The sequence below is a fragment of the Leucobacter japonicus genome, from assembly GCF_001273855.1.
In the GTDB taxonomy this organism is placed as follows: Bacteria; Actinomycetota; Actinomycetes; order Actinomycetales; family Microbacteriaceae; genus Leucobacter; species Leucobacter japonicus.
On sequence record NZ_JHBX01000076.1, the window covers coordinates 196,349 to 210,678 of the forward strand.

At 69.9% G+C, this 14,330-nt stretch carries 10 protein-coding genes; 4 read left to right on the plus strand and 6 right to left on the minus strand.

Annotated elements, in window-relative coordinates; all coding sequences use genetic code 11:
- Positions 1 to 203: 203 nt before the first annotated feature.
- From AMS67_RS01120 to AMS67_RS01140, 5 genes are read right to left on the minus strand one after another with little or no spacing between them, the layout of a single operon-like run.
- The gene (locus tag AMS67_RS01120) at positions 204 to 1,883 is read right to left on the minus strand and encodes a dipeptide ABC transporter ATP-binding protein (RefSeq protein ID WP_053385719.1); all 1,680 of its coding nucleotides are present in this window, start codon (positions 1,881 to 1,883) and stop codon (positions 204 to 206) included.
- Positions 1,880 to 2,800: an ABC transporter permease gene (locus AMS67_RS01125; RefSeq protein ID WP_156316484.1), complete on the minus strand. Its 921-nt coding sequence runs from the start codon at positions 2,798 to 2,800 to the stop codon at positions 1,880 to 1,882. Before AMS67_RS01125 ends, AMS67_RS01120 begins: the two co-directional genes overlap by 4 nt.
- Entirely contained in the window at positions 2,797 to 3,846 is a 1,050-nt protein-coding gene (locus tag AMS67_RS01130; protein WP_156316485.1) for an ABC transporter permease, read from the minus strand. Before AMS67_RS01130 ends, AMS67_RS01125 begins: the two co-directional genes overlap by 4 nt.
- Complete coding sequence (locus AMS67_RS01135) at positions 3,846 to 5,489, minus strand: ABC transporter substrate-binding protein (protein ID WP_053385720.1); 1,644 nt, start codon at positions 5,487 to 5,489, stop codon at positions 3,846 to 3,848. The genes AMS67_RS01130 and AMS67_RS01135 overlap by 1 nt, the downstream gene beginning before the upstream one ends.
- On the minus strand, positions 5,486 to 7,204 hold the full coding sequence (locus tag AMS67_RS01140; protein ID WP_241487954.1) for an amidohydrolase: 1,719 nt from the start codon (positions 7,202 to 7,204) through the stop codon (positions 5,486 to 5,488). Before AMS67_RS01140 ends, AMS67_RS01135 begins: the two co-directional genes overlap by 4 nt.
- A gap of 255 nt (positions 7,205 to 7,459) precedes the next feature.
- On the opposite strand from AMS67_RS01140, the gene AMS67_RS01145 reads away from it, so the two are divergent.
- Both AMS67_RS01145 and AMS67_RS01150 read left to right on the plus strand, forming a co-directional pair.
- Positions 7,460 to 8,125 carry a TetR/AcrR family transcriptional regulator gene (locus tag AMS67_RS01145; protein ID WP_053385721.1) on the plus strand — a complete coding sequence of 222 codons (666 nt, stop codon included), beginning with the start codon at positions 7,460 to 7,462 and terminating at the stop codon, positions 8,123 to 8,125.
- A 299-nt stretch (positions 8,126 to 8,424) separates the two neighbouring features.
- Positions 8,425 to 9,840 (plus strand): M20/M25/M40 family metallo-hydrolase, encoded by a 1,416-nt coding sequence (locus AMS67_RS01150; protein WP_241487953.1) that lies wholly within the window; start codon positions 8,425 to 8,427, stop codon positions 9,838 to 9,840.
- A gap of 43 nt (positions 9,841 to 9,883) precedes the next feature.
- Here the strand turns inward: AMS67_RS01150 and AMS67_RS01155 are convergent, their stop codons facing one another.
- Positions 9,884 to 11,074, minus strand: coding sequence for a PucR family transcriptional regulator (locus tag AMS67_RS01155; RefSeq protein WP_053385722.1), 1,191 nt, complete (start codon positions 11,072 to 11,074; stop codon positions 9,884 to 9,886).
- 156 nt (positions 11,075 to 11,230) lie between these two features.
- Here AMS67_RS01155 and AMS67_RS01160 point away from each other — a divergent pair, with 156 nt between their 5' ends.
- Both AMS67_RS01160 and AMS67_RS01165 read left to right on the plus strand, forming a co-directional pair.
- Positions 11,231 to 12,562 (plus strand): MFS transporter, encoded by a 1,332-nt coding sequence (locus AMS67_RS01160; RefSeq protein WP_053385723.1) that lies wholly within the window; start codon positions 11,231 to 11,233, stop codon positions 12,560 to 12,562.
- A gap of 92 nt (positions 12,563 to 12,654) precedes the next feature.
- Positions 12,655 to 14,330: thiamine pyrophosphate-dependent enzyme (locus AMS67_RS01165; protein ID WP_053385724.1), on the plus strand; the 1,676-nt coding region annotated here is incomplete at its 3' end.

Genomic DNA, 14,330 nt, shown 5'->3' on the forward strand with positions numbered 1-14,330 from the left:
CTCACCTCCACCAATTCCCCCACCTATGCCCGCGAGTGCACCGGTTTGCGGCGAGTGCACCAGTTTGAGAATGGTGCACTCGCGCAAAAGGGGTGCATTCGGGGATAGAGGGCGGGCGGGGAGACGGGGCGAGGGGGCGGGGAGGTGGGAGGTGGAGTGGGGCGGCGCAGCGCGGGCGCCGGATCACCCGCCCGCGCGCACCCTCACGCCGCCCGCAGCCAGAGGGGTTCGGGGCGCGACGCGATGAGGCGCTGCGTGTACTCCTCGGCGGGGGCCGCGAGAATCTGCGCGGTCGGCCCGGCCTCGACCACCTCGCCGCGCTGCATCACGAGTGTCGTCGTGCAGATACGCGACACCACCGCGAGGTCGTGGGTCACGAACACGATGGTGAGGCCGAACTGGTCGCGCACCTCCTCGATGAGTTCGAGCACCTGCGCCTGCACCGAGACGTCGAGTGCACTGGTCGCCTCGTCGAGCACGAGCACCTGCGGTCGCGCGGCGAGCGCCTTCGCGAGGGCGACGCGCTGCCGCTGCCCACCCGAGAGCGCCTTCGGCCGTGCGGCGAGCTGGTCGGGGCGCAGCCCGACCCGACCGAGCAGTGTTGCCGCCTCGGTCTCGGCGTCATGCCGCGATCCGCCGCGGTGCAGGCGCACGACGTCGGCGACTGCGCGCCCGATCGGAATGCGCGGGTCGAGCGAGAGATACGGATCTTGGAACACCATCTGCGTGGTGCTCGCCAGCGTGCGGCGCTCGGCCGCGGTCAGCGCCCGATCGGGGCGCTCGACCCCGTCGAACGACAGCGATCCGGAGCTCGCCTGCTCGAGACCGACGATGATGCGCGCCAGCGTCGACTTGCCCGAACCCGATTCGCCGACGATGCCGAGCGATCCGCCGCGCGCGAGATCGAAGTCGACGCCCGAGAGTGCCACGACATCGTCGCGTCCGGTAACCCGGTAGCGCTTCGTGATGCCGGTCGCGGCGATGAGCGGGTGAGCGGCACCCCCGGCGGGCTCGGGCGAATCTGCGCACGAATCTGCGCCCGAAGTCGCAACCGATTCCTCCCGAATCTCGATCCGCGGAGTCGCCGCGAGCAGGTCGCGCGTGTACGGCTGCTCGGGCGACCGGAATACGGCCTCGGTCGCGCCTTCTTCGATCACGCGCCCGCCGCGCAGCACGACGACGCGCTCGCACAGCGAAGCGGCAAGCCCGAGGTCGTGCGTGATGAACAGCATGCCCATGCCGCGCTGCGCCTGCTGCTCGCGCAGCAGCTCGACGATGCCGGCCTGCGTGGTGACGTCGAGCGCGGTGGTGGGCTCGTCGCAGAGCAGCAGCTCGGGGGAGTCGAGCAGTGCGGCGGCGATCATGACGCGCTGCAGCATGCCTCCTGAGAGCTGATGCGGGTACTGCTCGAGCAGCGCCGAGGCGCGCGGCAGCCCGACCTGCTCGAGTTGCGCGACCGCTCGGGCAGCGGCGTCGGCTCGGTTGAGCCCGTGCCACCGCACCAGGGTCTCGGTGAGGAAGTCGCCGAGGGTGCGCACCGGGTTGATGCCGGCGCGCGGATCCTGGAAGATCATCGACGCGCGCGTGCGGCGAATGGTGCGCAGCTCGGCCTCGGTCGCGGTGACGGTGTCGAGGTCGCCGACGCGCACGGATCCGGTGAGCGACGCACGCTCGGGGAACAGGCCCAGGGCGGCGCGGGTGGTGAGCGATTTGCCCGATCCCGACTCGCCCACAAGCGCGACGGACTCGCCCGCCGCGACCGAGAGCGACACCTCGTTGAGCAGGGCGCCGCGACCGGGAACCCGCAGCGACAGCGCATCGACGGTGAGCAGAGCGGACTGGGCAGCAGATCCAGCAGATCCAGCAGCAGACTGTGCGGTCATGAGAAGTTGCCTCCGATGCGGTCCGAGAGTTCTTCGCCGATGATGTTGATCGCGACCACGACGAGCACGACGACGGCGGCCGGCACGAATGTGGGCAGCAGCGCCCCGCTCATGAGCGCCCCGCGGCTCTCGTTGATCATGGAGCCCCAGTCGGCGGTGGGCGCCTGCACGCCGAGACCGATGAACGACAGCGCCGCGAGGTCGGCGAGCACGTAGCCGAAGTTCAGCGTCGATTGTGCGCCGACCGTCGGCACCACGTTGGGCAGCACGCGTCGCAGGGCGATCCACGAGCCCGTGAATCCGAGCACGCGGTACGCCTGCACGTACGGGCGGGTGCGCTCGGCGATGATCAGCCCGCGGGTGAGCCGCGCGACGTAGGGCACGTACGCGATCGTCATGGCGAGCACGGGGGCGAAGAGCCCCTTGCCAAAGAGGGCGACGGCGAGAATCGCGAGCAGCATGGCGGGGAACGAGAACAGGAAGTCGAAGACGCGCGAGAGCACGGCGTCGATCCAGCCGCCGCGCCAGGCTGCGACGAGTCCGAGCAGCAGGCCGAGCACGGTTGAACCGACCACCACGATGAGTGGGCCGACGAGCGAGGTGCGTGCGCCGTACATGAGGCGCGTGAGCAGGTCGCGGCCGAGCGCGTCGGTGCCGAGCCAGTGCGCCCAGCTCGGCCCGACGAGCACGTTCTGCAGGTCGACGTGGTCTGGGTCGTAGGGTGCGATCAGGGTGGCGAACGCGGCCGCCAGCACCACGATCGTAATGAACACGAGCGACACCGTCGTCGTGACGGTGAAGCGGCGACGGGTGAGCGAGCGCGGCACGGCGAGCGCGCGCGTCGCCTCGGGCGGCAGCGCTGCCGACGGCTCGGGGGCGCCGGGCGCGGGGCGCGCGGCCTGGGATGCGGTGCTCATCGGGTCTCCGTTCCTGCGGCGATGCGCGGATCGATCAGCGGTTGGATGAGGTCGACGATGGTGTTGATGGTGACGAACGCGATCACCACGACGAGCACGATCGCCTGCACGACCGGGAAGTCGAGGCGGTCGACCGACTGCACGAGCAGCGACCCCATGCCGGCAAGGCCGAAGGTCTGCTCGACGATTGCGCTCGAGACGAGCAGGCCGGCGACGAGCACGCCGCTCACCAGCAGGATCGGCCCGACCGCATTGCGCAGCACGTGCCGCAGCACGACCGACGAGCGGGTGAGGCCGCGGCTCGTCGCGACCTCGACGTGCTCGCGCACGAACTGCTCGTTCATCGACGAGCGGGTGACGCGGGCGATGAGCGCGACGAAGGCGAGACCGAGCGCGAGGGCGGGCAGAATCAGGTGCACGAAGCGATCCCACCCCTCGTCTCCGCTGCCGAACGAGGGGAACCAGCCCAACTGCACGGCGAAGATGGCGATGAGCAGGATCGCGATGACGAACGACGGCACCGCGCCCAGGGCGGTGGAGGTCATCAGGATCACGCGATCCGTCAGCCGCCCGCGCCGCAGGCTGGCGATGATGCCGGCCGCGAGCCCGATGATCACAATGAACACGGCGGCGAGTGCGACGAGTTCGAGCGTGACGGGGAGGCGTGCGAGCAGCACGTTCGAGACGTCGTCGCGGTACTGCAGCGAGCGGCCGAAGTCGCCGCGCAGCACGCCGCCGATCCACGACAGGTACTGCTCGATGGGCGACTTGTCGAGGCCGTACTGCTTCGTGACCTCAGCGATCGCCTCGGGGCTCGGGCTGCGCCCGCGCAGCAGGAACCGTGCGGGGTCGCCCGGCACGACGAAGCGCGAGAAGAACACGACGAGCGACGCGGCGAAGAGTGTCGCGACGAGGCCGACGACGCGGCCCGCGATGAACTTCGCCGTGCGGGCGCCGCGACCGCTGCCCGTGCGGGGCGTCTCGGCCCCGTCTTCTCTCAGGCGGACGGCGCGCGTCTCGCTGGCTGCTGCAGTGTCACCGGCCATCACTCGGCCCTCCCGATCGTCGCGGCCCAGGGGTAGTACATGTAATAGATGGACGGATCGACGCCCGTGATGCGGTCGCCGAGCCACAGGGTCGTCGGCACGTCGAACAGCGGAATCCAGGGCAGCTCCTCGCTGGTGAGGCGCTGCGCTTCGGCGGCCAGGTGCGACCGCTCGAACGCGTCGTCGGTCTGCAGGGCGCGGTTGACCACGTCGTCGAACTCGGGGTCAGACCACTGCCCGTAGTTCGAGAACTCCCCAGTGCGAATCACGGCGTACATCTCGAGCGGGTCGGTGCTCGACAGGTACCAGCGAGTCGTGAAGAGGTCGACGCCCTCGAGTGCCGATGGGTCGGAGAAGAGCAGGGTGTACGCGTTCGGCGTGCGCGTCTCGATCTCGATGTCGAGGCCGATCTCGGCGCCGGCCGACGCGACCGCCTGCGAGATCACGTCGAACGACGAGTCGATCGATGCGGTGACGTAGGTGATCTTCGCGCCCTCGGCGCCGGCTTCCTTGACGAGGGCGCGGGCGGCGTCGAGGTCGTAATCGTGATTCGGCAGGTCGTCGAAGGCCTCCTTCGTGGCCTCCGGGTCGCCGTTCACCCACACCGACTCCGAGGTCAGTGCGTCGGTCGGCGTCGCGTAGCCCTGCACGGCGGCCTTCACGAGCGCTTGGCGATCCAGCGCCATCGTCAACGCTTGTCGCACGCGGACGTCGCCGAGCGGTCCATCCATGTCAGACACCACGAGACTCTGCACCGTCGCGTTCGTGCCGAAATACACGGTGCCGGTGTCGCTCGCGCGCAGCACATCGATGGCATTGCTCGGGATCGTCCAAGCACCGTCGATCTCACCCGTCTGCAGCGCGTTCACGCGTGCGTTCGCATCGTTCAAGATCACGAACGTCATCTGCTTCGCCTTGGCGCGCAGCTCCGGATCCCAGTAGTCGTCGAAGCGGTCGAGCGTGATCGATTCGCCCGAGCGCCACTCGTCGAACTTGAACGGGCCGGTGCAGTTGACGCCCGTCGACTGGTTGCCGTAGTCGGCTCCCGCTGCCTCCGTGCTCGCCGCCGACTGGATCACGCCAGGCGCCGCCGACATGAGCTGGTTGAACTGCGAGTCCGTGACCTTCGTGCGCACGGTGACCTCGTGGTCGCCGGTCTGCTCGATCGTGTCGACGTTCTTGAACGTGTCGTACCAGAACGAGGCCACCTCGGGGTCGAGATGACGCTGCAGCGACACCACCACGTCGTTCGGCGTCATCGTCGTGCCGTCGTGGAACTTCACGCCCTCGCGAATCGTGTACACCCAGGTCAACGGGTCCGGGTGCTCGAAGCCGGTCGCGAGGCCGGGGGAGACCGACAGGTCGGAGTTCCAGCGCAGCAGCGACTCGCACACGTTCGCGAGCACGGTGTTGTCGGCGTAGTCGAAGGCGTACGCCGGGTCGAGCGAGTACGGCTCCGTCATCAGCGCCCAGCTGAACGAATCGATGTCGCCCGCCGGCGCCGGCGTGTGCGCCACGAGTTCGAAGGTGCCCGCGTCGGCGCCGATCGCGCTCTGACCGCACCCGGCGAGGCCGGCAGCGAGCAGGATCGCCGTGCCCGCAGTCGCCCAGCGCCGCACGCGGGGGCGCGCCGCGCGGGTCATGCGGCCGGCTCCGCGGTGCTGGCGCTGGTGCCGCTGCTGGTGCTTTCTGCGGTGCTGTCGCGGTCTGCTGTGCTGGTGCTGTCGGCGCGAGCGAACACGCGCTCGCCGCCGATCCACGTTTCGTCGACGCGGGCCGTGTGCAGATCCTCCGGTGCGAGATCGAAGAGATTGCGGTCGAGGATCGCGAGATCTGCGTAGTAACCCGGCAGCAGGCGCCCGGTCGCGTGATCGAGGTGGTTGATGCGGGCCGTGCCCTGTGTGTACGCGTCGAGGGCCTGCGCGAGGGTGAGGCGCTGCTCGGGCGGGCCGAGCGGTGGGCGCTCGCCGCCGGGGGAGATGCGGTTCACGGCGATGTGGATCGCCTGAATCGGGTCGGGGCTCGACACCGACCAGTCGCTGCCCGCCGCGAGCTCGGCCCCCGAATCGATCAGCTCCCCGAACGGGTAGTGGTGCGCTTCGGCGTCGTCGGCCAAGAACGGCAGCGTGAGAGTGTCGAGCTGCTCCTCGTGGCAGGCCCAGAGCGCCTGGATGTTCGCGGTCGCGCCGAGCGGGGCGAAGCGGGCAACGTCTTCCGTGCGCACCACCTGCAGGTGGGCGAGGTGGTGGCGGTTGTCGCTCGGCCCGTTCTCCGTGCGCGCGTGCTCGACGGCGTCGAGGGCGTCGGTGACGGCGCGGTCGCCGAGCGCGTGGAAGTGCACCTGCATGTCGGCGGCGTCGAGCGCGGCGACGAAGTGCGCCATGTCGCGCGGGTCGAAGAAGGAGATGCCACGGTTCTCAGTCGCGTCGCCGTGGTGGTCGCGGTAGCACTCGTGCATCGCCGCGGTGAAGTTCTCGGCGACGCCGTCGACCATCACTTTCACGGAGGCGAGTGAGAGCCGATCGGGATCGCACTCGGCCGCCACCTGGTCTCGGCGGGCCAGGATGGGGTCGAGCTGTGCGTCGCCGTCCTCGCGGTTCCACCACTGCGCGCCCCGTACGCGCACGCGCAGCGCATCCTCACGTATCGCCCGCAGGTACACGGGCACGGTGTCGGGGCTCCCCATGAACTCGCCGACCGCTGCATCTTGCCAAGCGGTAATGCCGAAGCCGATGAGGTGCTGCTGCGCGGCGAGCAAACCCTCATATGCCTGATCGAGGGTGGGGCGCGGGCGCACCGCTCCAAAGAGGCTCATCGCGCCCTCGTGCGCGGTGCCCGCCGGGAAGCCGTCGGGTTCGCGCTCGAAGCGGCCGTCGGTGGGATCGGGGGTGTCGGCGTCGATGCCCGCGAGCTCGAGTGCGCGGGTGTTCACCCAGGCGCCGTGATGGTCACGGTTCTCGAGCAGCACGGGGCGGTCGGGCACGATCGCGTCGAGCATCTGCCGCGTCGGGGTGCCGCCCGGAAACGCGTCCATCGACCAGCCCGCGCCCAAGATCCACTCCAGCTCTGGGTGGGCCGCCGCGTAGGCGGCGATCGCGTTGAGCGATTGCTCGGCGGTATCCGTGCCCGAGAGGTCGCAGCTCAAGAGCTCGACGCCGGCCATGACCGGGTGAATGTGCGCGTCCTGGAACCCCGGGATGAGCAGGCGGCCGGCGAGGTCGACGCGGGCGTCGGCCGTCTCGGCGAGGCGGGCGACCTCGGCCGGATCCGTCGTGATGATGCGGCCGTTCGCCACGGCGATGCCGCCGGCGATCGGCGCTGACTCGGTGCCCGTGTAGATCCAGCCGTTTTCGAACACGACCTCTGCGCGTGCGGTGTCTGCGTGCGTCGGGTGATCCTGAGCCGTGCCATGTGCAGCACGGTCAAGGTTCGGGGAATGGGTCACCAGTGGCCTCCTCTCGGCGTATCTTCATCGATGCGTGGGGCACACGCTATGCGAGTTCTGCCTCGAAGTCAACGCCGTTGACATGAACGTTGACTCGACGCGCCGCACCGTGGTTGAATCGATGCACGGACGACACGAGAACGTAACCCAACGGAGTGGAGGTGGCCGATGCCCGACGGGTCGAAGCGCGTACGCCTGGACCAGCGCAGCATCGTCGACGGGGTGCTCGATCTGGCGCGCACCGAACCCGGCTCGCGCGTCACGTTCAAGCGGCTCGGCGAGCACCTCGGTGTCGACGCCTCCGCGATGTACCGGCACTTCCGCAACAAGGACGAGCTCGTGCGGGCATCGCTCGATCGGCTGAGCGGCTGGGCGGCCGAAGCGGGCCGCGCGGCGACGGGCACGTGGCGCGAGCGGGTGGAAGTCATGGTCACACGCACCGCCGAGCTGAGCCTCGAGCACCCCGCCATCGGCATGGAGGGCGCCGTCACCGACCCGGCCGGGCCCGGCGACGCGAGCGCGGTGGAATTTCTGCTCGAGATGCTCACCGAGGCCGGGCTCTCGGGCGACGAGCTGATCCGGTGCTACGCGGCGGTCTCGGGGTTCATGCTGGCGCACTCCTCGGCGATGGCCCATGAAGCCTTCAACCGGCACCCGGGCGCCCGCGACGGATCGATCCCCTGGATCAGCACCTTCGGCCCGATCACGTTGAGCGACTACCCGCTCGTCAACGCGCACCGCGACGCGCTGCTCGCCGTCGACGGCATGGCGGTGTACCGCGCCGGGGTCGCGGCGATTCTCGACTCGATCGAGCGGGGCGGCCCGGCGCGCTGAGGCGGGGTGCTGGGGTGCCGGCCCCCCTGAGTTGACCCTCCGCGCCCGCGCGGCGCCCGACTCTTTCCTCGAGTGCACCCCTTTCTCTCGAGCGCACCCCCGTGAAAACAGTGCACTCGCGACAAAGGGGTGCACTCGGCGAAATGGGCTTGTGGGCGAAGGGGCGCGGGGGCGCGGCGGGGCGAGGGGGCGAGGGCGGGGCGGCGGGTATCGGATCACCCGGCCCGGTTCACCCCCGCGGCCCCCGAGTAGGCTGGAACTCTGAACGGGCGCAGCCCGGAGCGAGGAGGTGGCGGCCGGTGGCTGAGGTATCGCAGCGCGAGGAGCGCACGATCAAGACCGCGAGCGAGCCCGCCGCCGATCCCGCGATCGAGACCGCTATCACCCGCACTAGCGACGCGGCTGCCGACACGATCGCGTTGCTGCGCGCGCTCATTCGCGAGGCGTGTGTCAACGATGGCAGCGTCGAATCGGGCCAGGAGATCCGCAGCGTCCGCGTGCTGCAGCGCTTCCTCGCGGAGGCGGTTGCGACCGGCCGGGTCGAGATGCAGGTGCTCGAATCGGCTCCGGGGCGGGCCTCGCTCGTGGCCCGTGTGCGCGGCACCGACCCTGATGCGCCGTCGCTCGGGCTACTGGGGCACCTCGACGTCGTGCCGGTTGACGAGGCCGGGTGGACGCGTAATCCGTTCGGCGGCGACCTCGTCGACGGCGAGATCTGGGGCCGTGGCGCTGTCGACATGCTCTACCTCACCGCTGCGTTCGCGTGCGTGCTGCGCGACGTTGCGCTTGCGCCCGAACCGCCGCGCGGCGATCTCGTGCTGATCGCGGTCGCCGATGAAGAGGGCGGCGGTGAGTACGGCATTCACTGGCTCGTGCGGCAGCACCCTGAGGCGGTGCGCGTCACCGAGGCGCTCTCGGAGTCGGGCGGCATGCGCATGGGGCGGCACGTTGCGATCGAGATCGCGGAGAAGGGCTCGGCCGGTCGTCGCCTGACGGTGCACGGCAAACCGGGCCACGCGTCGACACCGTACGGGGCGAAGAGCGCGTCGTATCGTGTGGGAGAGGTGCTGCAGCGGCTCGGCGAAGTCATGCCCGCCGCGCAGCTGGGCCCGCTGTGGGAGAAGTTCGTGGCGGCGCGCATCGACGACCCCGCGCTGGCCGAACGGTTGCGCGATCCGGTGAGACTCGATGCCGCGCTGCCGCATCTCGGCGGCATCGCGGGCTACGCGCACGCGGTTTCGCGCATCACCATTTCGCCGACGGTGCTGCGCGCCGGAGCGACCCACAATGTGATCCCGGCATCCGGCACGATCGACCTCGACATCCGCACGCTCCCCGGCACGACGGACGCCGAGGTCGACGAACTGTTGCGCGTAGTGCTCGGCCCGCTCGCCGACGAGATCGAGATTCAGCACCTGCGCGGCTGGGCGGCGACGACATCGCCCGCCGATACGCCGCTCTTCGCCGCGATCGAGCGCGCGGTCGCGGCGGTCGCAGACGCGCCGACGGTGCCGATCATGGCGGCCGGCGGATCCGACGCCCGAGTGCTGCGCGAACTCGGCATCCCCGCCTACGGTTTCGGCCTGCTCGGCCCCGGCTGGACGTACGAGCGCTACCGCGAGGGTGTGCACGGCCACAACGAGCGCATCGATGTCGAGTCGGTCACGCTCTCGCTCGAGGCGCTGCGGCGCATCGTGCAGGATCGCGTGGGCTGAAGCGGCTCGGCGCGGCGGGCGGGCGCAGGTGAGCAGGCTGCCGTTACGCCCAGCCGACGACGAGGCGCGCCGCATCAGCGGGCACGAGCGGGTCGACGCCGGTGAGGTCGGCGAAGCGGCGCAACCGGTTCGTGAGCGTATTGCGGTGGCAGAACAGCGCGTCGGCTGACGCCCCGATGCTGCCGGTGCCGAGGTAGCTGCGAGCCGCTTCCTCGAGCCGACTCCGTTCTGCGGGGGTGCACTCGGCGAGCGCGGTGTGCACGTCGGCGAGTACCGGTGTGCCCGATTCGAGGAGCCGATCGGCGGCGAGCCGCGCCCACCCGCGGTTCCAGGTCATGGCGCCAATCTCGCCGACGCGAATCAGGTGGGCGAGCGATCGCGCGGCCGTCGCGGCTCGCCGCAGGCCGAGCACTCCGGTCGACGAGTGCGCGATGCCGACGCGAAGCTCGTCGAGTTGGTCGGCGATTTCCGCGAGTCGCGACCCGGGAAGATCGACGGTGCGGGCGAAGGCGATGAGGGTGTCGCCGAAGTGGTGGGTGAACGTGCGCCCGCCGGCTCGTTCGAACTCCGAGATGTGCACCCGCAGCGCGGCGATGTCGGTGCCGACTGCGGCGGCGACTCGCAGGTCGGCGTGGTCGCCGAGCCCGAGCTCTTCCGCGATGACGGCCAGTCGCTCGGGGTCGGCGGGCGGTTCATGGAAGATCGACGCGATCAGCCCCTGCCGCACGGAGGCCTGCTCCTCGTTCATGCGCTGAAGCTCGGCGATGTATGCGGCCTCGGTCTGGTGCACGTAGTCGTCGACGGTGCGCAGCACAATGTTGGTGTGCCGCACGATGAGCTCGGCATCCTCCGCGGTGGCGGCCCGAGTGAGCGCCTCCCAGAGCACGGTGAAGTCGTGGCGAATCGCGGTCATGAGCGAGGTCAGCGGCAGGCCGGCTCGGGCTCGCGAGACGCCGACGTCGGTGGCGACGGCGACGGGTGCGGTGAAGCCTCCCGCGCGCAGGCCCTCGATGAGGGATACGAACGAGAGCACTCCGGTGCGCCGCAGCTCCGAGACGGGAATGGGGGCGGGGTCGTAGCCGGGCACGCCGCCGACTCGCGCAAGAAAGCGATCGGTGAGCGCTTCGGGGTCGAGCGCCGACAGCAACTCGAGCCAGCGCGCGTGATCGGCATCGGTGGGGGTGTCGCTGAGCGCACCCGCGGGGCGCGGGTCGGGGGCGGATCGCGGAGCCATGCCCCCAGAATATGTGCATATGCACTGAATCGTGCGCGAAACCGGAGGCGATCCGGCACATCATGTGTGCGAACTCCCTGAGATGATCGTTATCCGACGCCCGCGCACTCCGCGCGGCGCACCGCACGGATCCCGCATCCTCGACGGAGAGAACGCATGAGCGAGACACCCCATACGGCGACCATCGAATACGGCGCCACGCAAGAGCTGAGCGTGAAAGACGCGAACAAGGTCGCCCTCGGTGCCCTGATCGGTACCGCCCTCGAGTGGTACGACTTCTTCCTCTTCAGTGCCGCCGCAGCCCTGGTCTTCAACGTCCAGTACTTCACGAGCGAGAACGCGACCGCTGCGGCGCTCGCCTCGTTCGCCACGTTCGGCGTCGGCCTCGCGGCCCGCCCGATCGGCGGCATCATCTTCGGTCGCATGGGCGACAGCATCGGCCGCCGCAAGGTGCTGATGATCACGATCGTCGGCATCGGCCTGGTCACGGGCCTGATCGGTCTGCTGCCCACTTACGCGGCCATCGGCATCGCCGCGCCGATCCTGCTCGTGCTGCTGCGCGTGCTGCAGGGTCTCTTCGTCGGCGGCGAGTGGTCGGGCGCGATGACGATCGTCGTCGAGAACGCGCCGCTGCACCTCCGTGCGCGCTACGCCGCGATTCCGCAGGTCGGCTCGCCGATCGGCACGATCCTGTCGTCGGGCGGCTTCTTCGTGATGACCCTCCTCTTCTCGCAGGAGAGCTTCAACTCGTGGGGCTGGCGCATCCCGTTCCTCATTGCGTTCCCCCTGCTGCTCATCGCGATCTACATCCGTTCGAAGCTCGAGGAGTCGCCGGTCTTCCGCCAGCTCGAGGAGTCGGGCGAGGTCGACAAGAGTCCGGTCGCGAGCACCTTCAAGCACAGCTGGAAGCAGGTCATCGTCGGTATGGCCGCGGCACTGCTCGGCGTCGGCGGCTTCTACCTCGTCACCGCGTTCTGCGTCTACTACGGCGTCAACGTGCTCGGCTATTCGTCGTCACTGATGCTGCTGGGCAGCATGGTCGCCGCGTTCGTCGAGATCTTCGTACTGCTGTGGGGCGGCGCGCTCGGCGCGAAGTACGGTTCGAGCAAGGTCATTCTGTGGGGCGGCGTCGTCTCGGCCATCGTCGCGATCCCCGCGTTCCTCATGCTTTCGTCGGGCAACCCCGTGCTGGTCGTGCTCGCGATGACGCTCGCCGTCGCCGCCTTGTCGCTGCCGTACGCGGCCTCGGGCACTGTGCTCACCGGCCTCTTCCCCGCGAAGACGCGCTACACCGGCGTCGGCCTCGCGCAGAACACCGCCGGCATGCTGTCGGGCTTCATTCCGCTGCTTGCCACCGGCTTCGTCGCTGCCGCCGGTGACCACTGGTGGCCCGCCGCTGCGATGCTCATCTTCCTGAGCCTGTTCTCGGCGTTCGCCGGAGCCGTCGCACCGCGACTCAGCGTGAACCTGCCCGGTTTCAAGCACTAACCCGTGCGACCGGTGCGGATCACCCAGCGTCGGTGATCCGCACCGGTCTCATCGTTTCCCCTTCACTCCAGCTTCTCCGGAAGGATCTCCTTATGTCGCAGTCGGCCGGTCACCTCATCGTTCGTACCCTCGAAGCTCACGGCGTGCCCCGCGTCTACGCGGTGCCCGGCGAGAGCTACCTCGATGTGCTCGACGGGCTGCACGATTCGTCGATCGAGACGGTCGTGTGCCGGCAGGAAGGCGGTGCGGGGTTCATGGCGCTCGCCGAGGCGCGGCTGACGGGGGTGCCTGGAATCGCGATGGTCACGCGCGGGCCGGGGGCGTCGAACGCGATGATCGCGATTCACACCGCGTGGCAAGATGCGACGCCGCTCGTGCTGTTCGTCGGCCTGATTCCGGTGGCTGATCGCGAGCGCGATTCGTTCCAGGAGTTCAGCCTGACCGGGTGGTTCGGGTCGACGGCGAAGAAGGTGCTCACGATCGATGATGCGGATCGTGCGGGGGAGCTGGTGGCTGAGGCGATGCGGATCGCGGCCGCCGGCCGCCCCGGCCCGGTCGTGATCGGGCTCCCCGAAGACGTGCTCGTGCATCTGACCGAGGCGGCGCCCAGCGCGCCGATCGCGGTGCCGAACCCGCAGCCCGCGGCGTCGGAGATCGCGGAGTTGACGGAGCGGCTTGCGCGGGCCGAGCGCCCGGCGTTTGTCGTCGGTGGCGACGGGTGGCAGTCGGGTGCGGGTCGCGAGGTGCTCGCGTTTGCCGCGGCCGCGGGCGTACCCGTCTTCGCCGACTGGCGCGCGTATGACGCGGTGCCGCACACGGGTGCGGCGTGGGCGGGCTGGCTGGGCTACGGCCGCGCCGACGCGGTCGCCGCGGGGTACGCGGCCGCCGACCTGCTGGTGCTCGTGGGCTGCGGCCGATCCGATGTGATGAGTGATGGGTATCGGCTCGGTTTCGATGCGGAGACGGTGCTGGTCACGGTCGATCCTGAGGCCACGATGCACGCGGGCCGGTTGGATCAGCATCTGCTCGCGACGCCGCAGGCGTTTGCCAGCGCGCTCGCCGGCGTTGATGTCGCTGCGGCGCGCGGCGCTCGTGACGACGTGTGGATGACGGGTCGATCGGAGGCGCAGGCGCGGTTCGCGGCGCATCGCGCCGACGCGTCGGTTCCGGGGGTGGCGGGTGCATCGGGGATCCCGGCGGGCATCGAGCATCCCGGCGTCGATCTCGGCATTGCGTTCGGTGAGCTCGATGAGCGCCTTGCGGGTGAGGCCGTGTTGACGTTCGGTGCGGGGAACGCGACGATCTGGGCGCATCGCTTCGTGCGGCACCTCACGCCGGCGAGCCTCGTGGGCGCGCGTAACGGGGCGATGGGGCTTGCGGTTCCGGCCGCGGTCGCGGCGTCGCTCGCGTTCCCGGATCGGCGCGCGGTTGCGGTGTGCGGTGACGGCGATTTCATGATGAATGGGCAGGAGCTCGCGACCGCGGTCGCGCACGGCGGCAAGCCGCTCGTGATCGTGGTCGATAACGGCATTTACGGCACGATCGTGCAGCATCAGGAGAAGCACTATCCCGGGCGCCCGTCGGGCACGCGCATGGCGAACCCCGATTTCGCGGCCTGGATGCAGTCGTTCGGTGGTCACGGCGAGCGGGTCGAGTCGACCGATGATTTCTCGGCGGCGCTCGATCGGGCGTTGGCCGCCGACGCCCCCGCACTCATCCACGTGCTCATCGCTGACAGCGTGATGCCGCCCGCCGCCGACGAAATCGC

Bases quoted from the DNA above. Each gene is read 5' to 3' on its own strand.
- AMS67_RS01120 (WP_053385719.1), bottom strand. From the start codon at position 1,883: ATGACCGCACAGTCTGCTGCTGGATCTGCTGGATCTGCTGCCCAGTCC.
- AMS67_RS01125 (WP_156316484.1), bottom strand. From the start codon at position 2,800: ATGAGCACCGCATCCCAGGCCGCGCGCCCCGCGCCCGGCGCCCCCGAG.
- AMS67_RS01130 (WP_156316485.1), bottom strand. From the start codon at position 3,846: ATGGCCGGTGACACTGCAGCAGCCAGCGAGACGCGCGCCGTCCGCCTG.
- AMS67_RS01135 (WP_053385720.1), bottom strand. From the start codon at position 5,489: ATGACCCGCGCGGCGCGCCCCCGCGTGCGGCGCTGGGCGACTGCGGGC.
- AMS67_RS01145 (WP_053385721.1), top strand. From the start codon at position 7,460: ATGCCCGACGGGTCGAAGCGCGTACGCCTGGACCAGCGCAGCATCGTC.
- AMS67_RS01155 (WP_053385722.1), bottom strand. From the start codon at position 11,074: ATGGCTCCGCGATCCGCCCCCGACCCGCGCCCCGCGGGTGCGCTCAGC.
- AMS67_RS01160 (WP_053385723.1), top strand. From the start codon at position 11,231: ATGAGCGAGACACCCCATACGGCGACCATCGAATACGGCGCCACGCAA.